Annotated in this window: 19 protein-coding genes; 3 read left to right on the top strand and 16 right to left on the bottom strand. The window is 38.1% G+C overall.

Annotated features, from left to right (window positions below; translation table 11 throughout):
* From SNE38_RS06480 to SNE38_RS06470, 3 genes are all read right to left on the bottom strand, one after another.
* The gene (locus tag SNE38_RS06480) at nucleotides 1-804 is read right to left on the bottom strand and encodes a carbohydrate ABC transporter permease (protein ID WP_191704913.1); all 804 of its coding nucleotides are present in this window, start codon (nucleotides 802-804) and stop codon (nucleotides 1-3) included.
* A 24-nt stretch (nucleotides 805-828) separates the two neighbouring features.
* Nucleotides 829-1,746, bottom strand: coding sequence for a carbohydrate ABC transporter permease (locus tag SNE38_RS06475; protein WP_191704912.1), 918 nt, complete (start codon nucleotides 1,744-1,746; stop codon nucleotides 829-831).
* Nucleotides 1,747-1,814: 68 nt separating this feature from the next.
* Nucleotides 1,815-3,122: a sugar ABC transporter substrate-binding protein gene (locus tag SNE38_RS06470; RefSeq protein WP_191704911.1), complete on the bottom strand. Its 1,308-nt coding sequence runs from the start codon at nucleotides 3,120-3,122 to the stop codon at nucleotides 1,815-1,817.
* A gap of 166 nt (nucleotides 3,123-3,288) precedes the next feature.
* Between SNE38_RS06470 and SNE38_RS06465 the strand changes: the two genes are divergently transcribed.
* Nucleotides 3,289-3,909: a YesL family protein gene (locus SNE38_RS06465; protein ID WP_191704910.1), complete on the top strand. Its 621-nt coding sequence runs from the start codon at nucleotides 3,289-3,291 to the stop codon at nucleotides 3,907-3,909.
* On the top strand, nucleotides 3,906-4,829 hold the full coding sequence (locus SNE38_RS06460) for an alpha/beta hydrolase (protein ID WP_191704909.1): 924 nt from the start codon (nucleotides 3,906-3,908) through the stop codon (nucleotides 4,827-4,829). Before SNE38_RS06465 ends, SNE38_RS06460 begins: the two co-directional genes overlap by 4 nt.
* Before the next feature lie 58 nt (nucleotides 4,830-4,887).
* Here SNE38_RS06460 and SNE38_RS06455 read toward each other — a convergent pair whose 3' ends face one another.
* The 12 genes from SNE38_RS06455 to SNE38_RS06400 form a co-directional block, all read right to left on the bottom strand.
* Nucleotides 4,888-5,760 (bottom strand): GNAT family N-acetyltransferase, encoded by an 873-nt coding sequence (locus tag SNE38_RS06455; RefSeq protein ID WP_191704908.1) that lies wholly within the window; start codon nucleotides 5,758-5,760, stop codon nucleotides 4,888-4,890.
* Between the two features lie 2 nt (nucleotides 5,761-5,762).
* A complete protein-coding gene (gene nagA, locus SNE38_RS06450; RefSeq protein ID WP_191704907.1) occupies nucleotides 5,763-6,938 on the bottom strand; it encodes an N-acetylglucosamine-6-phosphate deacetylase in 1,176 nt (391 codons plus the stop codon).
* Nucleotides 6,939-7,066: 128 nt separating this feature from the next.
* Nucleotides 7,067-8,512: an Asp-tRNA(Asn)/Glu-tRNA(Gln) amidotransferase subunit GatB gene (gene gatB / locus SNE38_RS06445; RefSeq protein ID WP_191704906.1), complete on the bottom strand. Its 1,446-nt coding sequence runs from the start codon at nucleotides 8,510-8,512 to the stop codon at nucleotides 7,067-7,069.
* A gap of 1 nt (nucleotide 8,513) precedes the next feature.
* Nucleotides 8,514-9,977, bottom strand: coding sequence for an Asp-tRNA(Asn)/Glu-tRNA(Gln) amidotransferase subunit GatA (gatA, locus tag SNE38_RS06440; RefSeq protein ID WP_191704905.1), 1,464 nt, complete (start codon nucleotides 9,975-9,977; stop codon nucleotides 8,514-8,516).
* A gap of 17 nt (nucleotides 9,978-9,994) precedes the next feature.
* Entirely contained in the window at nucleotides 9,995-10,285 is a 291-nt protein-coding gene (gene gatC, locus SNE38_RS06435; protein WP_191704904.1) for an Asp-tRNA(Asn)/Glu-tRNA(Gln) amidotransferase subunit GatC, read from the bottom strand.
* Between the two features lie 333 nt (nucleotides 10,286-10,618).
* Nucleotides 10,619-11,794 carry a CamS family sex pheromone protein gene (locus tag SNE38_RS06430; protein ID WP_191704903.1) on the bottom strand — a complete coding sequence of 392 codons (1,176 nt, stop codon included), beginning with the start codon at nucleotides 11,792-11,794 and terminating at the stop codon, nucleotides 10,619-10,621.
* 18 nt (nucleotides 11,795-11,812) lie between these two features.
* The gene (ligA, locus tag SNE38_RS06425) at nucleotides 11,813-13,810 is read right to left on the bottom strand and encodes an NAD-dependent DNA ligase LigA (protein ID WP_191704902.1); all 1,998 of its coding nucleotides are present in this window, start codon (nucleotides 13,808-13,810) and stop codon (nucleotides 11,813-11,815) included.
* 13 nt (nucleotides 13,811-13,823) lie between these two features.
* Nucleotides 13,824-16,082: a DNA helicase PcrA gene (pcrA, locus tag SNE38_RS06420; RefSeq protein ID WP_191704901.1), complete on the bottom strand. Its 2,259-nt coding sequence runs from the start codon at nucleotides 16,080-16,082 to the stop codon at nucleotides 13,824-13,826.
* 42 nt (nucleotides 16,083-16,124) lie between these two features.
* Nucleotides 16,125-16,817, bottom strand: coding sequence for a heptaprenylglyceryl phosphate synthase (pcrB, locus tag SNE38_RS06415; protein WP_191704900.1), 693 nt, complete (start codon nucleotides 16,815-16,817; stop codon nucleotides 16,125-16,127).
* A 202-nt stretch (nucleotides 16,818-17,019) separates the two neighbouring features.
* Complete coding sequence (locus SNE38_RS06410) at nucleotides 17,020-17,334, bottom strand: YerC/YecD family TrpR-related protein (protein WP_191700886.1); 315 nt, start codon at nucleotides 17,332-17,334, stop codon at nucleotides 17,020-17,022.
* A 19-nt stretch (nucleotides 17,335-17,353) separates the two neighbouring features.
* On the bottom strand, nucleotides 17,354-18,418 hold the full coding sequence (locus tag SNE38_RS06405; RefSeq protein ID WP_336046198.1) for a DUF3048 domain-containing protein: 1,065 nt from the start codon (nucleotides 18,416-18,418) through the stop codon (nucleotides 17,354-17,356).
* Nucleotides 18,419-18,441: 23 nt separating this feature from the next.
* Nucleotides 18,442-20,172, bottom strand: coding sequence for an adenine deaminase C-terminal domain-containing protein (locus SNE38_RS06400; protein WP_191704899.1), 1,731 nt, complete (start codon nucleotides 20,170-20,172; stop codon nucleotides 18,442-18,444).
* A gap of 190 nt (nucleotides 20,173-20,362) precedes the next feature.
* Here SNE38_RS06400 and SNE38_RS06395 point away from each other — a divergent pair, with 190 nt between their 5' ends.
* Nucleotides 20,363-20,593, top strand: a complete 231-nt coding sequence (locus SNE38_RS06395; protein ID WP_191704898.1) for a YgaP-like transmembrane domain — start codon at nucleotides 20,363-20,365, stop codon at nucleotides 20,591-20,593.
* Between the two features lie 66 nt (nucleotides 20,594-20,659).
* Here SNE38_RS06395 and purD read toward each other — a convergent pair whose 3' ends face one another.
* On the bottom strand, nucleotides 20,660-21,910 hold the full coding sequence (purD, locus tag SNE38_RS06390) for a phosphoribosylamine--glycine ligase (protein ID WP_336046145.1): 1,251 nt from the start codon (nucleotides 21,908-21,910) through the stop codon (nucleotides 20,660-20,662).
* Nucleotides 21,911-21,915: the final 5 nt, after the last annotated feature.

Raw genomic sequence — 21,915 nt, 5'->3', positions numbered from 1 at the left:
CTACTTAATACCTGACATCGTAATTCCTTCTGTAAAATAACGCTGGAAAAAGATAAATATTAAAAACGTCGGTATAAATGAAATTGTTGCTCCTGCCATTTCTACACCGAAGTTCCCTTCTTTTCCGAGCATTGAAGCAAGACCGACTGTCACCGGGAACATCTTCTCATTAGTTAAATAAATCAATGGTTGGAATAAGTCATTCCAATTTGAAATAAAGGCAAAGGTACCGACTGTCGCAACAACCGGAAATGATAGTGGCAAAATAATCTTGAAGAAAATCTGCCAGTCATTTGCCCCATCAATATAGGCAGCCTCCTCCAAATCCTTCGGTATTCCCTGTAAAAATTGTCGTACTAAAAATACACCCATAATTGCCCATAATTCAGGTACAATTAATGCCCAATATGTATTTATCCAACCGAAATCAGCGAACATAATATATTTGGGAATTATAAATAGCTGTTGAGGAATCATGATAACCGCCATAAAAGTCCAAAAAATCGCTTCTTTTCCCCAAAATTGCTTTTTCGCAAATATATAACCTAATAGGGCTGCAAAAATCATTTGAGTCATAACGGGAATTACGGTAATAACGATAGAGTTCCAAATCCATCGTAAAAAAATTCCATTTGAAAAAATCGTAATATAGTTTTGAATCGATGGATTGGTAGGTAGCCAAAACAGCGGATCAATTTGTGCCTGCTTGACTTCTTTTAATGATCCGAAAACCATAATAATAAATGGCATAATAAAAACGATTGCTAATATTGCTAATGCTGTATAAGAGATTACTTTTTTCATTTGTCTGCTCCTCCCCGCACCAGCTTAATAATAATTTGGGTCTTTCCCAATGTATTTACGTTGAATTAACGAGATAATTAAAATGATAAAGAACAATACATACGATAAAACAGCAGCATAGCTCAAATTTAAGCTTGTAAATCCTTGGTGGTATAAGTAATACACAATTGTAGTCGTTGAATAGTTTGGTCCACCATTCGTCAATAGGAACGCCGAATCGAAAATTTGAAATGAACCAATTGTTGTTGTAATTGCAACGTAAAAGTGTATCGGCTTTAGCATTGGGAACGTAACACTCCAAAACATTTTCCACGAGTTTGCACCATCGATTCGTGCTGCCTCATACAATTGACGGTCGATCGATTGTAAGCCCGCATAGTAATAAATCATTGTCGTACCAGCCACTTTAAAAATACTTAAACCTGCCAAAACAAGGAGTGCCTGGGACGAACTTGATAAAAACAGCTGTGGATCAATGCCGACAAAACCAATTAAATAGTTAATAAAGCCATCTTCAGTACCACGGAATAACCATCCCCAAATACCTGCAATAATTACGAATGATGTAACAACCGGCAAGAAAAATAACCCTTTAAAGAAGCCTGAAAACTTAATGCCCGAATTAATAATTAGTGCCAAAATTAGGCCAAGTGCCATTGTCGGCAGTATATAGTAGACGGAAAACTTAACAGTATTCCATATTGCTTTCCATGCGATTTCATCATCAAATAGATTTTTCCAATGCTTTAATCCAACAAATTCAGGGTCGCCAATTATTTTCCAATCATGAAAAGTTAAATAGAAGCTAAGAGCAAATGGATAAACTTGAAATATGATGAAGTGAATGATAACTGGAATGAGTACGATATAGACTAATAAATTTTTATTTAATTCTCTCTTTATTCGTGCACTAAGTGATTGTTTAGAAGTTGTAGAGGTCACATGCCTCACCCTTTCTGTACTTGAAGTAATGAGAGAGTTTGATCATTAAGACCAAACTCTCCTTTAAACTATTTGTTAATCAATTTATCAATTGCTTCCGCTGACTTATCCGCAGCTTCTTGAGGAGATTGTTTCCCTTCCAGCATTGCTTGAATTTCCGCTTGAACTACAGGCATTATGTTACGGCCTTCCGGGTGAATAATACCCGGCTTAGCATATTGAGTGTAGCCTGCTAATTGAGCCATGTATGGTTGTGAGTCAAAAATATCCTTCGCATCGTCGCGTGTTGGAATATATTGTGTAATATTGTTAAACGTACGTTGATTCTCAGTGTTTGTTACATATTTCATGAATTCTGCTGCCGCTTCCGGGTTTTTGGAAATTGCAGAACCTACGAACATTCCAACAGTACCGTAAGTTAACTGCTCAGCATCTTTTAATGGTGGAGCAATGACAAAATCAAATGGCTTTTCAGCTAATAAACGGTTTACAGAAATACCTGAGCCATTTACAGCTAATAACTTACCACCGAAGTATAAGGAGTCATGATCTAGTGCTGTAATTGAATCTTGAGGGATCCAGCCCTTTGTATACATTTCATTAATTAATTCAAATGACTTAACTGCTTCCGGCTTGTTAATTAAAATATTATTACTCTCATCAATTACGTTACCGCCAGCTTGCCATAAGAATGGATAAAGTGTGTTATTTAACGAACCGCCACCTGCATATGAGAATGCATAGTAGCCCGCTGCTTTTGCTTTTTCTGCTAAAGCTTTGAATTCATCCCAAGTTGTTGGAAGGCTGTTTTCATCAACGCCCAACTCAGTTAAAATTTCTTTATTATAAACTAAAGACTCAGCCGTTTGAAGAATTGGCATACCATACTGTTTGCCCTTCCAGCTTGTTGCTTCGATCGCTGTTGGTACAAATCCGCTTAATTCTTCATCTGTCACATATTGTGAAATATCTAAAATTAATTGTTGCTCTGCATATTGAGGCATTTGGTCAGGGATTACATAGAATACGTCCGGACCTTGACCTGCTGCTAAAGCTGTCAGGATTTTTTGGTCACGGTTAGCCCATGGAATTTGTTCGAAGTTTACTTTTACCCCTGTTTCACTCTCAAAGTCAGCTGCGAAAGTCTTCCACATGTCACCTTCACCTGTCGTACCGTCTGTATATGGATGTGCCCACACTGTTATTTCTCCAGATAATCCTGTAGATTCCTCTGTCTCACTGTTAGCGCTTCCATTATCCGTAGTCGTGTTAGTATCAGTTGAATTAGTTTCATCATCACTACAAGCAACCATTACAGCAGAAAGTACCAATACTAGAAATAATAGTCCAAACTTTTTGAAAATTGAAATACTCATACCCCATCCCCCTTTTTTCTTTCTCATTTGTATAAAATAGCAAATTCGCTATTTTTTTCAGACTACAAAAAAAATCGAATTAACTCAAGTCCATTAAAAGTCCTTAATTTAAATTGAACGATTTTTCTGACTTTTTATCTTATAATAAGGATAAGGGGGTATTTTTATGTCAATTTGGGACGGCTTTTATAGTTTTGGTGTAAAACTATTAAAAATAATATACTTAAACTTTTTATGGTTGTTTTTTTCCGCGATTGGACTATTTATTTTTGGATTGTTTCCAGCAACGATTGCATTATTTACGATTACAAGACAATTGCTGCTCGATATTGATAAACCGATGACGCACACTTTTTGGGAAGTATATAAAAGTGAATGGCTAAAAGGAAATGGCTATGCAATCATTAGCTATAGTATTCTATTCATTTTAGCTATCGACTTTTATGCCATTTATACATTTGAATCTTTATCTATTCTCCTTATACCAACTTTTATTGTGGCATTTATTATTTTTGGCACTTTATTTTTCTTCTTTCCAGTGTATGTACATTTTGATTTAGCATTTTTTGCGATGATTAAACAGGCGTTTCTATTCACCATTACCTCGCCTTTCACCGTTGTTTTGAATTCTATAAGTATTATTTTTATATATTTTGTTTTTAATATTATGCCAGGTGCGATCCCTTTATTTGTCGGCAGTGTTCTTAGTTTAATAATAATGAAGTTCTCGCTTCGTTCATTTACAAAAATCGAAAAAAGGAAGTTGTCGAAGGCGGTATCAGTATGAAAGGGCTACACCCTGAACTGGCTGAAATATTTAACCGAAGCTTAAAAAATGCACGTACATTCCATGAACTCATAGCGAATCGTACATTCACCCATTTTTCCGAGCAAAATTTTCGGACTGAAAATTGCTTAGTGCAAGAAATGATGATTAATAATGTACGCGTTATTTGTTTAAAACCGAAGCAAGCGGCACAAAATATGCCATGTTTTGTTTGGTTTCATGGTGGTGGAATGGTTTTCGGCAATCCGGATGACAGTATTCCCTATGTCATCGACTTTGTCCATAACTTTCAAGCGGTTGTATTCATCCCACAATATCGTCTGGCCCCGGAGCATCCTTATCCTGCTGCATTGGAGGATAGTTATGAAACTCTAACATGGATTTATAGACATGCAAACGCTCTAAATATTGATCCAAACAAAATAATAGTAAGCGGAGGTAGTGCTGGGGGTAACTTGGCATTGGCAGTAGCATTAAAGGCACGAGATGAAAAAGGACCTCAAATAGCGGGGATTTTGCCATTGTATCCGATGCTCGATGCAAAAGAGAGGCCATTTCATGAAAAGTTTGCTTCACCTGCTATTTGGAATAATGAAAAAAACAGACACAGTTGGGATGCTTATTTAGGCAATATGAAAATCATTCCTCCGTACGCATCACCTTTATACGCTAATGTGGAAAGACTTCCACCAATCTATACTTTCATCGGCACCCATGATCTTTTTTACGAGGAAGTTTATGAGTTTGTTAATAAATTACGTCAGGCGCATATAGACGTTCAATTTGATATTTACAAAGGCTGCATTCACGGATTTGATTTAGAGGAAATACCAATAGCCCGTGAAGCAAAAAAGCGCCTTCTATACGTCACCGCAAAATTATTAAACGGTCATACTGGTTTTGGCGACTTGCCCGACTAAACTTCTTAAATTGACCGCAAAATGGAGGTCCGGGGAACATTTTCCGGACCTCCATTTATTATGCTAAACCACTATATGGATACAGTAAATTATTCGGATAGTCGATATCTATTTGATTTTTCACAAACATGGCACCCTCATCTATGAACATTTCCTGTACAATAGGAATTTTTAAATCATCCGGCGTAAAGCACAGTTTAATTTTCGAGGTTTGAATTGGCAGGCTTCCCAACACTTCCAACAAATCAAAAGGCTCTTTAGAAATTACATCAATTACCTCAACATGCTGCGCTGATTCTTTTAAAATGACAAATACCCGGAACTTTGGAACATAGTAGATACAATCCCGATATTGCGTCAATGCATGGAACATAACAATACTTTCATTTTGAACCATACTCATTTTTCGGCTAATTGGTACACGGTTCATCGTTGTATTGTAAAATAGCTTTCTTTCGATATTATCATCCATGTTAATTTTGTTTATTTCCGTTTCATTGGATACAAGATCTTTTTTATCCAATGTAAAAGTAGATTGTGTTCGCATTTCAAATCCAAACTTCGGATAAAAACCTAATACTGATTTATTTGCAAATAAATAAATTATATTGGCATTCACATGATCTTCCATTACTTTTTCCATTAGCCGCCGTGATAATCCTTTCCCTTGGAATTTTGGATTTGTCATGACAGTCCCTATTTGAACAGCCTCATACTGTTTGCCATCTAAAACCATCATTCCCGTACTTGTTGATACATTTGAAGCTATTTCACCATCCACTTCAAAGGCATAGGGGCAATATGTATCGTTCCAATATCCAAGCTCATCCCATTGTTCAAATTTTAGATTAAACGTTTCATCAGCCAAATTGAAAAAGCTCCTTTTTAGCTGTAAGTCATTGTGTAAAGCATCCCCTTTAATGAAATTCACCTTTACTCCCCCTTTAGGTTCTCAAAAATTACTTTTCCTTCTGAAACAGTCATTACAACATCCTCTTGTTCATTTACTATATAAAAATCAGCATCTTTACCAATTTCAATTGAACCTTTATGTTCATATAACCCTAACAGTTTTGCACTATTTGTTGCCGTCAGCTTAGCCAGTGTCATGTCTGATAGTTGAAGCCATTCTTTCATGTTTTTTCTTGCCTTATTTAAATTAAGTGTGCTTCCTGCAAGCGCATCACTTTCTACCAGTTTACACAACCCATTCTCTACACGAACTTGCTGTCCCCCTAAATCATAAATACCATCCGCCAATTCAGTCGCCCTCATACTGTCTGAAATTAATATCATTCGGTCTTCACCAATTGAATCAAATATAAAACGAATCATGTCTGGATGAATATGTATTCCATCCGCAATAATCTCCAGCTTACTGTCACTTTGCAATAAAGCTACTTGCAGACCTGGCTCACGATGATGGATTGACCTCATCCCATTGCAAAAGTGAGTAGCATTTTGAATTAGCTGTTGCTCCAATAAAATCTTTGTTTCGGCATACTTCGCATTAGAATGTCCGATGGATGCTACAATGTCATTATTTTTCAAGTATGATGCAAGCTTTTCCCCTTCATCCAGTTCCGCTGCAAATGTTATGAGCTTTATTTGTTTTTGTGAGGATGTATTAAGCTTTTCAAAAATTTCAGCAGAGGGCTTTATAATATATTGATCAGACTGTGCACCCTTTTGAACTGGATTAATGAATGGACCTTCTAAATGAATACCAACGATTTTGGCACCCTGTACTGAGTTTTTGTTATCAGCTACCGTTTGTACGACATGTTCAATTTGGTTTACTGCGGCTGTCATCGTTGTTGCCAAAAAGCTGGTCACACCATGTTTGGCAAGTGCTTTACTAATGGTATTAAGACTACTTTCCATTCCGTCCATTACATCTGCACCTGACATTCCGTGGATATGCTGGTCAATCATCCCTGGCATTAATTTATAGGTAGCCTTTGTTTCCACAAAATCAATCTGTTCAGGTAAGCCGGCTTTTTCACAAAACTGGACAATTTTTTTACCTTCAATAACCGCATAATGGTCTTTGTTTATTTGTTGTTCTCGTACAATTTGAATTGGTCCCACACACCAGGTCTTTTCCAAAATAAATCCCTCCCTCTTCCTCACTTTTTATATTTCCAATTATTAGCTTATGATTATAATTTATCAAGTGAATTCCTATAAAAAAAACGACAGTCTATTATAGATAGACTGCCGTTCACACGAAGAAATTAGCGTTTATTAATTTCTTCCATTAAAATTTGATTTGTTAATTGTGGGTTTGCCTGACCTTTAGAAGCTTTCATAATTTGACCTAAAAGTGCTTTAATCGCACGTTCGTTGCCGCCTAAGAAATCAGCTACCGATTTTGCATCGTTATCAAGAACAGTTGTTACGAAGCCTCGAATTACTTCTGGATCAGAAATTTGAACTAACCCTTTTTCCTTCACGATTTTCGCTGCATCGCCACCGTTAGTAACTAATTCAGTGAATACTTTTTTCGCGATTTTAGAAGAAATTGTGCCGTCTGTAATTAATTTCACCATACCAGCTAAGTTTTCTGGTGTTAAAGCTGTATCTTTTAGCTCTTTTTGCTCTGAATTCAAGTATGCAGATACGTCACCCATTAACCAGTTTGCCGTTAATTTTGCATCTGCACCAGCCGTTACAGTTGCATCAAAGAAATCTGAAATCTCTTTGTTTACCACAAGTACGTTTGCATCATAATCTGTTAAGCCTAGTTCAGAAACGTAACGTGCTTTACGTGCATCTGGTAATTCAGGAATTGACTGGCGGATACGCTCTACCCATTCATCAGAAATAGAAAGACGTACTAAATCTGGCTCTGGGAAGTAACGGTAATCATCTGTTCCTTCTTTTACACGCATTAAAATAGTTTTACCTGTCTTTTCATCGAAACGGCGAGTTTCTTGCTCAATAATGCCACCTGACATTAGTACTTCTTCCTGACGAACTTCCTCATGCTCTAAACCACGACGTACGAAGTTAAATGAGTTTAAGTTTTTCAGCTCTGTTTTTGTACCGAACTCTTCTTGGCCGTATGGACGAATCGAAATGTTCGCATCACAACGTAATGAACCTTCTTCCATACGTACATCTGATACACCTGAATATTGAATAATTGACTTCACTTTTTCAAGGTATGCATATGCTTCATCCGGAGTACGGATATCCGGCTCAGAAACAATCTCAACAAGAGGTGTTCCTTGACGGTTTAAGTCCACTAAAGAATAACCATCAGCGTGTGTTAATTTACCTGCATCTTCTTCCATATGAAGACGTGTAATACCGATTTTCTTTTTGTAGCCTGGTGTGTCGCCTTTAGCAGGAATTTCGATTTCAACCCATCCGTTTTTACCGATTGGCTTATCAAATTGTGAAATTTGGTAAGCTTTCGGATTGTCCGGATAGAAGTAGTTTTTGCGGTCGAATTTAGTTTCTTGTTCGATTTCCATGTTTAATGCTAAAGAAGCACGGATTGCATAGTCTACTACTTGTTTATTTAATACTGGTAAAACACCTGGGTATCCAAGATCAATTACCGACGTATTTGTATTTGGCTCTGCACCGAAATGGTTTGGGGAAGCCGAGAAGATTTTAGAATTCGTTTTTAATTCAACGTGAATTTCTAAACCAATGACTGTTTCAAAGTTCATCTTATTTTACCTCCCATAGTGCTGGAGTTTTTGTATTGAAATCTGTGTTTTGCTCGTAAGCATATGCTACGCGGTAAAGTGTTTCTTCATCGAAGTGTTTACCGATAATTTGTAATCCTAGTGGTAAGTCATTTTCAAAACCACATGGAATTGAAATTGCTGGTACACCAGCTAAGTTAATTGGAATTGTTAAAATATCGTTTGCGTACATTGTCATTGGATCATCAATGTTAGCACCGATTGCGAATGCAGGTGTTGGCGCTGTAGGTCCAATAATTACGTCATAGTTTTCGAATACTTTGTCGTAATCTGCTTTAATTAATGTACGTGCTTGTTGTGCTTTTTTGTAGTATGCATCATACGTACCTGCTGATAATGAATAAGTACCAAGCATGATACGACGTTTTACTTCATCGCCGAAACCTTCAGCACGAGATTGTTTGTATAGCTCCAATAAGTTTTTAGCGTTTTCTGAACGGTAACCGTAACGAATACCGTCAAAACGTGAAAGGTTAGAAGAAGCTTCAGATGATGAAAGAATGTAGTATGCTGCCAACGCATATTTAGAATGTGGTAAAGATACCTCTTCTACTGTTGCGCCTAAGCCTTTTAATACTTCTAGTGCATCAAGCACTGACTGTTTTGCTGCTTCGCCAACGCCTTCCCCAAGGAATTCTTTTGGTACAGCAATTTTTAAACCTTTAATATTGCCGTCTAAAGCAGCTGCATAATTCGGTACTGGCACATCTGCAGAAGTAGAATCCATTTCATCTACACCTGAGATTGCTTCAAGTAATAATGCGTTGTCCGTTACATTACGTGTAATTGGTCCAATTTGATCTAAAGAAGATGCAAATGCAACTAAACCAAAGCGAGATACACGACCATATGTAGGTTTCATTCCTACAACACCACAGTAAGCTGCCGGTTGACGGATTGATCCACCTGTATCAGAACCAAGTGAGAATGGTACTTCGCCTGCTGCTACTGCTGCTGCAGATGCGCCTGAAGAACCACCTGGCACGTGTGAAAGATTCCACGGGTTTTTGGTTGTTTTATAAGCCGAGTTTTCGTTAGAAGAACCCATTGCGAATTCGTCCATATTTAATTTACCAACTGTTACCATACCTGCATCGCGTAATTTCTTAACGATTGTTGCATCGTAAATTGGCATAAAGCCTTCCAAGATTTTAGAAGCACACGTTGTTTCTAAACCTTCTGTCACGATATTATCCTTAACCCCGATCGGCATACCGAATAATGGACCGCGCTCCTCAAAAGGAACTTTATCTAATTCTGCCGCTTTAGCAGTTGCTTGTTCTTTATTTAATGCTAAGAATGCTTGTACATCGCCGTCTAACTTTTCAATGCGGTCAAATGCTTCTTTTGTTAATTCCGCAATTGTAAGTTCGCCCGACTTTAAGCTCTCTTGTAATTGTGCTGATGTGCGCTCAAATACTGTCATGCGAGTGGTTCCTCCTATTACTCCATAATTGATGGTACTTTAATTTGACCTTCTTCTTGTTCTTTTACGTTTAGCATTACTTTTTCAAGAGGTAAGCCTTCTTTTGCTACGTCCTCACGAAGTACGTTCACTAAAGGTAAAACATGTGAAGTCGGCTCTACATTCGTTGTATCTAATTCATTTAACTGCTCTGCAAAATCAGTAATTTTTCCAAGTTGTTCAGCAAATTTCTCTGCTTCCTCTTCTGTGATTGCAAGGCGAGCTAAGTGCGCTACGTGTTTTACTTCTTCTTTTGATATTTTTGCCATTTATTACACCTCCAAAGTATCGAATCAAATATGCCTCGGCATATGTGTCAGAATTTTTGAATACATTCGAAAAACTAAAAAAATCTGGATTATCTGCCGGGGCCATATGTGGAGTCAGTGATTGTTTCGGACACCCGCTGATTCTACATAAACCATGCCCATAATGATACCATTTTTCCTAATAAAAATCACAGCTTTGCGAAAAAATCGAGCAAACAATCCCTAACCTTGGACGTTTTTTCGCCAAATTAACGCATTAAAGTGATAAAGTGGATTTTTTATACAAAAATGAAAATACCACACTTTTAAAAGTATGGTATTCTTCGTTGAATTTTACTCATAAATATGAACAAATGGTTTATCATCATTTGGTTCTTTAATAATCAATACTTCTGGACCGTTTACCGAAGTAATACTTACCGAAATATACAGATCAAGCGGTAAATGATTGAGTAAGAGAGCCGTCAGATATTGTGTAAAACCGGTAATTTCCGCTGTACCGTAAAACTGAATCGGAATTTCAATGTCTAGCTTCTGGATTTTTTTATTTTGATAAAAACCTGTTGCGAAAACACTTGTGAAATTTGAGAAGTATTTGTCGACATCCTGCTTAAAGTTTTGGAAGTTTGTATTAAGTTCACGATAAATATCATCTGGTGAACTCATTGGGAATGTTACATATCTTTCATCGATTCCTTCCCAATCACCTAGGGCAGTCGTACCTTTATCAACAAAATTATAATCTGTGTAAGTTCCTGGTATAATCGCATTTCGCTCTGCCTGTTTAAATAAAGCAATTACGATAGGAACATCGGCTAGTTCTGAACGTGCACGCAAACGATTGATTACTTCCTGTGCAATTTTTTTGCCTTCTGCTTCCAACTTATCATCCGGAATCTTCTGCTCGAAAAACTCACCGTACTGTTCTTTTTGATAATAGTAAATTGAATTTAGCGCTAAGCCAATCGATACACCGCCCAATTTCACTTTATTGTCATCTGTTTTTGTTAAATAATTCTGTTCGATAATATGTGCTAAATACACCGGTGCTTCTGTCGCTTTAACGGTAGGATCCATCTCCTCACCAGTTTCTTCATCAATACTTGAAGGATTTAACCCTTGGTATTCAGGCCCTTTATCCTCCGTTTGGTTTGGTCGTGCCAACCAGTATTTCAACGTTGTTTCATCTAAGTATTGACCTTCTTGAAAATAGTAATTTTCCGTATCAAAGTGATTTTGTGAAATACGCATTAAACCTGTTTCGACTTCTTTCATGTCGTATTTCGTAAAAATATTGGAAACGACCAATCCTCGACTTGCACTTTCCTTATAAGGAATTAATATACGATAAAATTTATCGTTAATTTGCATATTCGGGATAATCGTTGTTTCAACAGCTTGATCCGTGTCTGATTCTTGTGTCAACTCTGTTTCAGGTGTAATGTTTGGCGCACACGCTGATAACAGAACAGTTGCAATTATCGCAGGTATCCAGCGATATCGTTTCATGAGAACAAGTCCCCTTTACTATAATAATTGTTCGATTAGGCGCACTTCATCCCAAATTTCTATGCCTAAGCTTTGAGCCTTTTCAAGCTTTGAGCCAGCATCTTCACCGACGATTACAAGATCTGTTTTTTTACTTACACTTCCTGCAACCATTCCACCTAACTGTTCTATTTTCGCCTTTGCTTCGTTACGTGTCAATTGCTGAAGTTTGCCTGTCAGCACAATTGTTTTACCCGCAAAAGGATTAGCCCCAGCTTCTACCACAATCTTTTTACCTTTATAGGACATATTCAGGCCAAATTCCTTTAAGCGCTCGATTAGCTGCTGCACGGACTCATTCGCAAAATAAGCAACGATGGATTCGGCCATTTTATCGCCAATTTCATGAATATCTTTCAATTCGTCTTCTGTAGCCAGCATTAAGGCATCCATCGTTTCAAAATGTGCAGCTAAAATTTTAGCTGCCTTTTCGCCTACATGACGTATACCAAGACCAAACAGTAATCGCTCCAGGGAATTATTCTTTGACTGCAGTAGTGCCTCCACTAAATTCGTTGCAGATTTTTGACCCATGCGCTCTAACTGAATGAGTTGCTCGACTGTCAATTCGTATAAACCAGCAACATCCTCAATATAACCTTCACGAAGCAATTGCTCTACAACTTTTTCCCCTAATCCGTCAATATTCATCGCATTACGTGAGACGAAATGCTTCACGCCTTCCGCGATTTGTGCAGGACATTGTGGATTGACACAACGAAGAGCTACATCGGTATCAATACGTACAACTTCTTCATTACAGGCTGGACAATGTGTTGGCATTTTGTATTCAACTGCATCCTCTGGGCGTTGCTCTACTATTACCCCAACAATTTGCGGTATAATATCGCCTGCTTTTCGAACGATGACTGTATCCCCTATACGAATATCCTTTTCCCGAATGAGGTCCTCATTGTGCAAGGAAGCCCGGCTTACTGTAGTACCTGCAACTAAGACCGGCGTTAAAATAGCAGTAGGAGTGATAACGCCTGTGCGACCTACTGTAAGCTCGATATCCAGAAGTTTTGTTACGACTTCTTCTGCAGGGAATTTATATGCAATGGCCCAGCGTGGAGATTTGGCGGTAAAACCAAGCTCATCTTGATGGGCATAGCGGTTTACTTTTATTACGATACCATCGATTTCATATGGTAAATTAGGACGCGCTTCTGTCCACTTTTCTATAAACGCCAAAACGTCCTCAATTGTTTCACAATGCTCGCGTTCTTTATTGGATGGGAAACCGAGTTGCTCTAAATAGTCGAGCATTTCCCAATGTCCATCAATTCCATAAGCTTCCCCATCGCCACCAATCGCATAAATGAACGTTGATAAATTACGACTTGCAGCAATTTTCGGATCCAATTGACGCAATGAACCTGCCGCGGCGTTCCTTGGGTTTGCAAACAGTTCTTCATCATTTTCGGCACGACGTTCATTTAACTTTTCAAATGATTTTTTTGGCATATATGCTTCTCCGCGTACTTCAACTGTTACAGGGTCTTTTAAGCGTAATGGAATTGCCCGGATCGTTCTTAAGTTTGCCGTAATATCTTCTCCTACAGAACCATCACCACGTGTCGCGCCCTGTACAAATACACCATTTACATAGCGTAGAGAAATGGCCAAACCATCAATTTTCAATTCACAGACGTATGAATAGTTTGGTCCGATTGCCTGTTTGATTTTCCGGTCAAAATCGCGTAAGCCTTCTTCATCAAATGCATTCGATAAACTGAGCATCGCCGTTTCATGCGTCACTTTTTTGAAGCCTTCTAAAATTGTACCACCGACACGCTGCGTAGGAGAATCTGGGTAAATAAATTCCGGATTTGCTTCTTCTAAGGCGATTAGCTCCTGTAAAAGCTGATCATATACACTATCTTCAACGAGTGGCTTATCCAGTACATAATAGGCATAGCCATATTCATGAAGCAGCTTGTTTAGCTCCGCAATTCTTTGTTCGATTTCATTCATAAAATAGTTCCTCCTAAGCTTTCGTTATCGGTGCAAATTTTGCAAGCAAACGCTTAATGCCAGTTGGAGCAGGGAACGCAATATCCAACTCCATTCCATCTCCTTCGCCTTTCACGCTAACGACCATTCCGATACCCCATTTACCGTGGGACGCTTTGTCTCCAACTTGCCAATTAAACTTATCGCCACCTGTAGAATTTAGGCGTGATGTTTGGGAAGCAGGCGTTTGCACACTTCCTAATGAACGTTTCGGCATACGGTCATAACGATTAGACTTAAACGGCAATGAATCATCACGATAAGAAGTAGTATTCGCTTTCGAAACCTGCTCTAATACATTTTCATCAATCTCGCGTAAAAAACGTGACGGTGCATTGTAGCCTGTGCGGCCGAAGATCGTACGAGAGCCTGCGCAAGATAGGTAAAGGCGCTGTTCTGCTCGAGTCGCACCAACATACATTAAGCGTCTTTCCTCTGCCATTTCGTCTTCACTTTCTAGCGATCGAGAGTGCGGGAATATATTTTCCTCGAGCCCAATAATAAAGACAACTGGGAATTCCAATCCTTTTGCGGCATGCATCGTCATTAAAATAATTGTGCCTTTTGCCTTTTCTTCTTCATCCAAAGAATCAATATCTGCAATTAAGGCAAGGTCTGTTAAGAAGGCAACTAAAGATTGATCTTCGCTGCGTGCCTCGAATGCCTGTGTAACAGTTAAAAACTCTTCAATATTTTCCAATCGGCTTTCCGCTTCAATTGACTTTTCAGCCTTCAGCATTTGACGGTAACCTGATTTTTCAAGCACTTCTTCTACAATTTCCGTCACCGATAATTCTTGTTGACGTTCACTTAACGAATGAATCATATTATAGAAATTTTCGGCCGAAGTGGCTGCTTTTCCCGAAAGCCCCATAAACACAAGCTCGCTCATAGCATCAAAAATTGAACAGTCGCGCTCCATCGCATAGTACAGCATTTTATCGAACGAAGTCGCTCCAATCGCACGCTTAGGTTCATTAATAATCCTAGCTAGTGACAAATCATCATCATTATTTGCAATTAAACGTAAGTATGCCAGTAAATCTTTAATCTCTTTTCTATCATAGAACTTTGTACCACCAACAATTTGATAGTTCATATTCGATTTTACGAGTACATCCTCCATTACACGCGATTGTGCATTTGTTCGGTATAAAATCGCAAAATCATCTAGCTTGTAACCCTCATCTTTCATGAGCTTCTGAATCGTACGTACAACATATTGGGCCTCATCCTGTTCATTACCGGCTTTATATAGCTGTATCTTTTCGCCTTCAGGGTTATCTGTTCGTAGCACTTTTTTATAGCGGTCTTTATTTTTTTCAATAACGCTGTTTGCAGCTTGTAAAATATGTTTTGTCGAACGGTAATTTTGCTCAAGCATAATCACTTTTGCGTCTTTATAATCCTTTTCAAACGAAAGAATATTTGTAATATCTGCACCACGCCAGCGATAAATCGATTGGTCCGAGTCCCCTACAACACAAATATTGCGGAACTTCTTTGCCAACATTTGAACGAGCAAATATTGTGATTTATTTGTATCCTGATACTCATCCACGTGAATGTACTGGAATTTATTTTGATAAAATTCAAGCACATCTGGCGCCTCTTTAAATAAACGAATCGTAAGCATAATTAAATCATCAAAATCGAGGCTTTGATTTTGTTTTAGGCGTTTTTGATAGCCTTTGTACACTTGCGCAGCAATCTTTTCAAATGGATTATGCGGATTCATATTCGCTTCAAAGCCATCTACTGTAATACATTCATTTTTTGCCGAGCTAATCGTATTTAATATTGCACGCGGATCGTACTTTTTCGGGTCGATATTATCTTGCTTCAATATATTTTTTATTACTGTCAGCTGATCGGAGCTATCTAAAATAGAGAAGCTTTTCGAGTAGCCAATACGGTCGATATTGCGGCGCAAAATACGCACACACATAGAGTGGAATGTTGATACCCACATACTTTCTGTTGTACCTGTCCCTAAAATCCCATCGATTCGATCACGCATTTCACGTGCTGCTTTATTCGTAAATGTAATTGCCAAAATTTTTGACGGATACACTTCACGCTCTACGACTAAATACGCAATACGATGTGTTAGTACGCGTGTTTTCCCTGATCCTGCCCCTGCCATAATAAGGAGTGGTCCTTCTGTTGTTTTCACCGCTTCTGCCTGCTGCGGATTCATACCGACAATTAAGTTTTTTGCTATGTGCTCCATGTTGCACCTTCCTATCTAAAGAACATTTGTTCCTATTATATATTACTTCACGATGCTTTTCACTGCTTGTACAGTTTTTAATGCAGCTTTTAAGTCGTCATAAATAATGTTGCCTACAACAACTGTATGAGCATGTGCAGCCATTTCCTTCGCCTGCTCGACAGAAGTAATACCACCACCATAAAATAGCTTTGTTTTATCTAATACTTCAGCTGTAGCTTTTACCATTTCAATATCGCCATATGCTCCACTATATTCTAAATAGAAAATAGGTAATTTAAAGTAGTTTTCTGCCATTCGAGCATATGCTACTACATCTTCTACCGTTAAATCCGTTTTGGCATTTGTCACTTGTGCTACTTTACAATCCGGATTTAATATACAATAGCCCTCTGCAACAAGCTCTTCCCAAATTAAAACATCCCCGTATTCTTTAATGGCTTCATGATGTAAATCCTTCACCCATTTTGTATCACGACTATTTAAAACAGATGGGATGAAATAATAGTCATAACCTGGAGTAATACTATCTACATTTGAAATTTCAAGCGCAACCGGCACGGAAAAACGACGGACACGTACTAATAAGTCCAGCACACCATCAAGTGTCACCTCATCTGTACCGCCAACCAAAATAACATCTGTACCTGATTCGCAAATTAGCTCTAATGCTTCATCTGAAATTTCTTTCGCAGGGTCTAATTTAAACACGTGACGCCAATTTAAGTAATCCATTCTCTCTTCCACCTATTCTTTTAAATTCTTCTAATTATATTTTAAGTCAGTTCATTATTTACGACTATCTAATAGTATAACGAATGTATAAAAAATAATAAAAGACTGAGCGAGAAAATCTACTCAGTCTTTAAGCTACTCATATTTAAACATTCATCTTAGCATAATCGCATACTATGAAAGAAGTTGTTGGTTAGCTTTATCACTTTGGTGTAAATGGCTTTTCATCAGGATAAAGACGTCCCAACATCTCATCATAAGTGTCATTTCCATAGTCAAAGCAACGGCGTACACGGGAGATCGTTGCTGTCGAAGCACCTGTTTCCTTTTTAATTGTTTCATACGTCTTCTTTAAACGTAATAAATGCGCAACCTCGAAACGCTGTGCTAATGATTGGATTTCACTGATCGTGCATAAATCATCAAAAAACTTATAGCATTCCTCGATATCTTTTAATTCCAGGACCGCTTTAAATAGCTGTTCCGTTTGATGACCGCGAATTTTTTCAATTTGCATTTAGCCCATCATTTCCTTTCTACTCTGAATATATAACAGATGTTGCTAAACCTGGAGATGATGGTACGAAATGTACCCAAGTCTTCCCTTGTACTAACTTTACTTCAGAGCCATCTTCCTCAATAGCAATTAACAAACCATCTGCATTTTTCCACTTAACTTCCCGTACCATTCCCGCTTGGGCTACGTAGGCGTTGCCTCCGCCAGTAATTGTAATATCACGTCTTCCTGCATTATCAATAATGCGGTGCGGCATTTCAAAAAATAATATATTAGCTAACTCGATAGATTCATTTGTTTCATAATCGATTGTTTCAGTATTTGCTGAATATCTCGTATACCGATTTGTGTCTGCATTATATACATACTGACTATTAAATGAACCACTATTATTATATTTCATCGATACTTCATTAGCCGTTGTCCCTATTTTAACATTATCTTCAGCTTCATAGAATGGATATGATACTTTTTTCTGATAAAGTAATGAAGCACCTACTTTTTCTGCTCCTGCACGAACGTTGTCACCGGATATATAAGAGTTGTGAGGTGCTTTGCGTGCAGAAGAACGTTTAAAATAAGTCCCGTCATAATGCATTCCGTTAATATTTTCTACAACCTTACGTTCAAGCATTGATTTTGCTTCTGGACTATAACCATGCGCAATATAAAAGGCATCTAATCCATTGGCAATATCAATGAAGTACGAACGGGCACTACGGATCGGTCCGATCGATTCAGGAATTTCGGATTGATAAAGCGCTAAAAAACGTGTCACATCCCCTTCTGCCAACATCTCGTACACAACATCTGCCTGTGCTAAACCCGATTGTGGGCGTGCTTGTGGATGGTTGTTAATCGTTGCAAGAATTGGGCGCATTGTAACTTCTTCTGCTACTCTCTCCCCTGTAAACGGTGTAATAAAAGGCAATACTTCTGCACCGGCCACAATAATATTTTCCTGGTCTTCCACTTGCTGCTCTTCTATTTCAACTACTGGCCCTTCCTCTGCCTGTTCTTTATTGGAACATCCTGTAATCACGGCCACACTTAACATTGCTAATATCAATATACTGCGTTTCATCATGCTAACTCCTCTCATTTCATCTATCGCATCACAGCTGGTAACATGACCGTATTTTTCATGACATCAAAAATGCCTCGTGGTGTAATTCGAATATATGGCAAATGCGTTGATTGTAAAAATAGTAATGTATAAATCGCATCTGAATGACTATAACCACGTTTTTTTAATGCACTTTTTAATGCTAGTTCAAGCGGAATTAAATCTCCCACTGCCCCATCATACACAGCACCTGATAACTTTAACGGTATGCTTGTGACAACTTGTCCATCTTCAACAAGCACAATACCGCCATTCATTTTCTTTAATTCATTAAATGCATGCTGCATATCATGCATCGATTTTCCGATTAATATAATATCACCCGTATTTGAATACGAGGAGGCAAAACCTTTTACATGTGTAGCAAAGCCTTTAATCATTGTATTAATACGCCATTTCCCTTTACGGTCTACGAGTATTAAATAGCTTTCGTCATGTTCAGTAAATAATGAGATATTATATCCGTGATTTTTTATACTATATGGCTTTGTTATCACATCATTTACCATTTCAATTCCTATAGGCATTGAAAACTGAAAATCAGATTCATGTAAATCAAAATCTATTTGCAAACTCTCAAAAACGGACAAATCCACGGATGGAAATACCTTAGTATCTTGATGATTACGCTTTAACCATACACCTTTTGAAAGTACTGCTTCAGGTGTTGGTGAATACTCATCTGTTAGAACATTTAAATTCGCATAGCGTCCTGTAGCAATGAGTCCATGTAAATTGGTCATATTATAATAACGGGCTACGTTATAACTTGCCATATTATACGCGTCTACCGGACGTACTCCTGCTTCGAGTGCTGCACGAATACATTTATCTATCACACCGTCTTCATGGAAGCTTGGTGTAGAACCATCTGTTGTCATCATTAAATGATCAAATATTTCATAGCCTTTATCAACGACTGCTTTTAAAAGTTGAGGTAAATCCGGGCGAATTGACGAATAGCGAAGTGTAACTGCATATCCATGAAGTAAACGTGCTTCAATATCTTCTATTGTCATTGATTCGTGATCACCATCTACACCGAATAATCTCATTTTTGCTAATGTTTTTTCTGAAGCACCTGGTAAATGTCCTTCAATCTTTTTCCCTTTATGTTTGGCATTCTGAATCCAGTACAGCATTTGATTATCCCCGTGCATTACCCGTGGCCATCCTGTAAGTTCTCCACCAAGCAATACGTCATGACGTTCCAGCCATTCCATTACCGAGGCATTCGAATAAAGCTCCCCTTCGTTCTCAAGCTCTGTCTGTGAATCAAAGCGACTCCACCAATAAAAGGAGAATGGCAATTTTGCAAGCTCGTCCATCAAAGAAAACGCTTTCTTGTTTTCAAATAAAGAGACAAATGTCATATTATCGGAAATAAATGCTGTCGTTCCTGATTGAGCACAAAACTCTGCAAAACTATGAGGATTATATAATTGAAATGGGTGCACATGGGGCTCAATATACCCCGGTACAACAATCTTTCCTGATAAATCTAAAATTTCCGTTCCATTAAGATTTATGGGCATTTGATTTCCTACATAAACAATACGGTCATCGCTAATCCAAATATTACCGGAAACCCAGGTTTTAAGTATACTATGCAAATATTTTGCATTCCTTAAAACCAGGTTTGGAGCGTCATGCCCATCAATGATACCTACATGCTTTCGAATATTATTTAACTTCCAGTTTATTTCTGGCATTTTAAACACTCCCCCCAAAAATTTAGTATCTTTTCATTAGGAAAAACCATACTAAATCTATTATATTTTGCTTTATGTAGGCTTTTGCTACAATATTCCTTTTGTGAATTAATCGTATCATAGCACTTTTATAAAGCAAAGTGTTTCCAGAATAATTTTTTAAATTTTCTAATAAAAGGAGGAGCTATTAATGTTAAACCCTAATATTTCTGAAACAAATGCTTTTGTACGTATGATGTGTGGTGTAGCTATGACTGCATTCGGTGTCGGTAGAATTGCCCGTAAACCTCAATGTACAGTTGGACGTATGATGATTCTCGCCGGTTCAATGAAGGTCGCGGAAGGTTATTATCAATATTGTCCTGTAGTTGCAATGGCCAATTCCGAACAAATGAATGAAATGATGCCAGTTAATGATTAATCCTTAAAATAATCCCGAAAAAAAGCTGTGTTAAAAGTCAATTTGACCATTAGCACAGCTCCATTATTATTTAAATGTTCTCCAACCAATATCCTGACGGAAGAAGAAGTTTGACCATTGCTTTTTCGCGAGCTCTGTATAGACCTTTTCCTGTGCTTCTTTTAATGTTGCGGCTTCAGCGGCAACTAAAAGCACTCGCCCTCCATTACCAACAAATTGACCATCTTCAAATTTTGTGCCTGCATGGAACACTGGCAAGTCAATATCGGACAGCTCTGGTAATGCATTTCCTTTTTCTACATCGCCTGGATAGCCTTCAGCAGCTATTACAACCCCTAACATCACTTCATCTTTCCACTTTAACTCAAACGGCTTTTCATTCATTAAGCTAATCATAAATTCACCAAAGTCAGATGCCATACGTGGAAGAACAACTTGTGTTTCCGGGTCGCCAAAGCGTGCATTAAATTCGATAACCTTTGGACCTTTTGCTGTTAAAATTAATCCTGCATACAAAATGCCTGTAAACGATACACCTTCTGTCTCCATTGCTTGTACAGTCGGTTGAACGATTGTATCATAAGCAACCTTTACTACATCCTCAGATATTTGTGGAACCGGTGAATAAGCACCCATTCCTCCGGTATTCGGACCTCGGTCGCCATCATATGCACGTTTATGATCTTGAGCAATAACCATTGGATAAATTTTTTCTTTATGTACGAAGCTCATAAAGCTGAATTCTTCGCCATCCAGATACTCTTCAATCACTACGCGCGACGATGAATCATCAAAGCGCTGGTTGCCGATCATATCCTCAACTGCTTCAATTGCTTCCTGTTCTTCCATCGCTACAATAACACCTTTACCAGCTGCTAAACCATCTGCTTTAATAACAATTGGGGCGCCTTGCTTTTTAATGTAGGCAACTGCTTTATCTGCTTCTGTAAACGTTTCGTGTGCAGCTGTCGGAATTTGATATTTGTTCATAATATCTTTTGCATAAGACTTAGAGCCTTCAATTTTTGCTGCGGCCTTAGTTGGACCAAAAATAACTAAGCCTTGCTCATTGAAGTAATCGACAATTCCTTCTGCCAATGGCTGTTCCGGTCCTACAAAAGTTAGAGCGATATCATTTTCTTTGGCGAATAGTGCAAGTGCCGCAAAATCTAATGCATCGATTGCTACGACTTCTGCGTCCTGCCTCATTCCATCATTACCTGGTGCTACGAAAACCTTTTCTACAGATGGTGCGTTGTTAAATTGTTTAGCGATTGCATGTTCACGACCGCCACTACCAATTACAAGAATGTTCATGATGA

This window comes from Solibacillus ferritrahens (genome assembly GCF_037027585.1).
Taxonomy (GTDB): domain Bacteria; phylum Bacillota; class Bacilli; order Bacillales_A; family Planococcaceae; genus Solibacillus; species Solibacillus ferritrahens.
Note: the sequence above shows the minus strand (reverse complement) of the source record. Positions and strands in the feature narration are given on the sequence as shown.

What these genes read in the sequence shown, in the direction of transcription:
- SNE38_RS06480 (WP_191704913.1), bottom strand. Translation starts at nt 804, where the DNA reads ATGAAAAAAGTAATCTCTTATACAGCATTAGCAATATTAGCAATCGTT.
- SNE38_RS06470 (WP_191704911.1), bottom strand. Translation starts at nt 3,122, where the DNA reads ATGAGTATTTCAATTTTCAAAAAGTTTGGACTATTATTTCTAGTATTG.
- SNE38_RS06465 (WP_191704910.1), top strand. Translation starts at nt 3,289, where the DNA reads ATGTCAATTTGGGACGGCTTTTATAGTTTTGGTGTAAAACTATTAAAA.
- SNE38_RS06460 (WP_191704909.1), top strand. Translation starts at nt 3,906, where the DNA reads ATGAAAGGGCTACACCCTGAACTGGCTGAAATATTTAACCGAAGCTTA.
- gatB (WP_191704906.1), bottom strand. Translation starts at nt 8,512, where the DNA reads ATGAACTTTGAAACAGTCATTGGTTTAGAAATTCACGTTGAATTAAAA.
- gatA (WP_191704905.1), bottom strand. Translation starts at nt 9,977, where the DNA reads ATGACAGTATTTGAGCGCACATCAGCACAATTACAAGAGAGCTTAAAG.
- gatC (WP_191704904.1), bottom strand. Translation starts at nt 10,285, where the DNA reads ATGGCAAAAATATCAAAAGAAGAAGTAAAACACGTAGCGCACTTAGCT.
- SNE38_RS06430 (WP_191704903.1), bottom strand. Translation starts at nt 11,794, where the DNA reads ATGAAACGATATCGCTGGATACCTGCGATAATTGCAACTGTTCTGTTA.
- ligA (WP_191704902.1), bottom strand. Translation starts at nt 13,810, where the DNA reads ATGAATGAAATCGAACAAAGAATTGCGGAGCTAAACAAGCTGCTTCAT.
- pcrA (WP_191704901.1), bottom strand. Translation starts at nt 16,082, where the DNA reads ATGGAGCACATAGCAAAAAACTTAATTGTCGGTATGAATCCGCAGCAG.
- pcrB (WP_191704900.1), bottom strand. Translation starts at nt 16,817, where the DNA reads ATGGATTACTTAAATTGGCGTCACGTGTTTAAATTAGACCCTGCGAAA.
- SNE38_RS06410 (WP_191700886.1), bottom strand. Translation starts at nt 17,334, where the DNA reads ATGCAAATTGAAAAAATTCGCGGTCATCAAACGGAACAGCTATTTAAA.
- SNE38_RS06405 (WP_336046198.1), bottom strand. Translation starts at nt 18,418, where the DNA reads ATGAAACGCAGTATATTGATATTAGCAATGTTAAGTGTGGCCGTGATT.
- SNE38_RS06400 (WP_191704899.1), bottom strand. Translation starts at nt 20,172, where the DNA reads ATGCCAGAAATAAACTGGAAGTTAAATAATATTCGAAAGCATGTAGGT.
- SNE38_RS06395 (WP_191704898.1), top strand. Translation starts at nt 20,363, where the DNA reads ATGTTAAACCCTAATATTTCTGAAACAAATGCTTTTGTACGTATGATG.
- purD (WP_336046145.1), bottom strand. Translation starts at nt 21,910, where the DNA reads ATGAACATTCTTGTAATTGGTAGTGGCGGTCGTGAACATGCAATCGCT.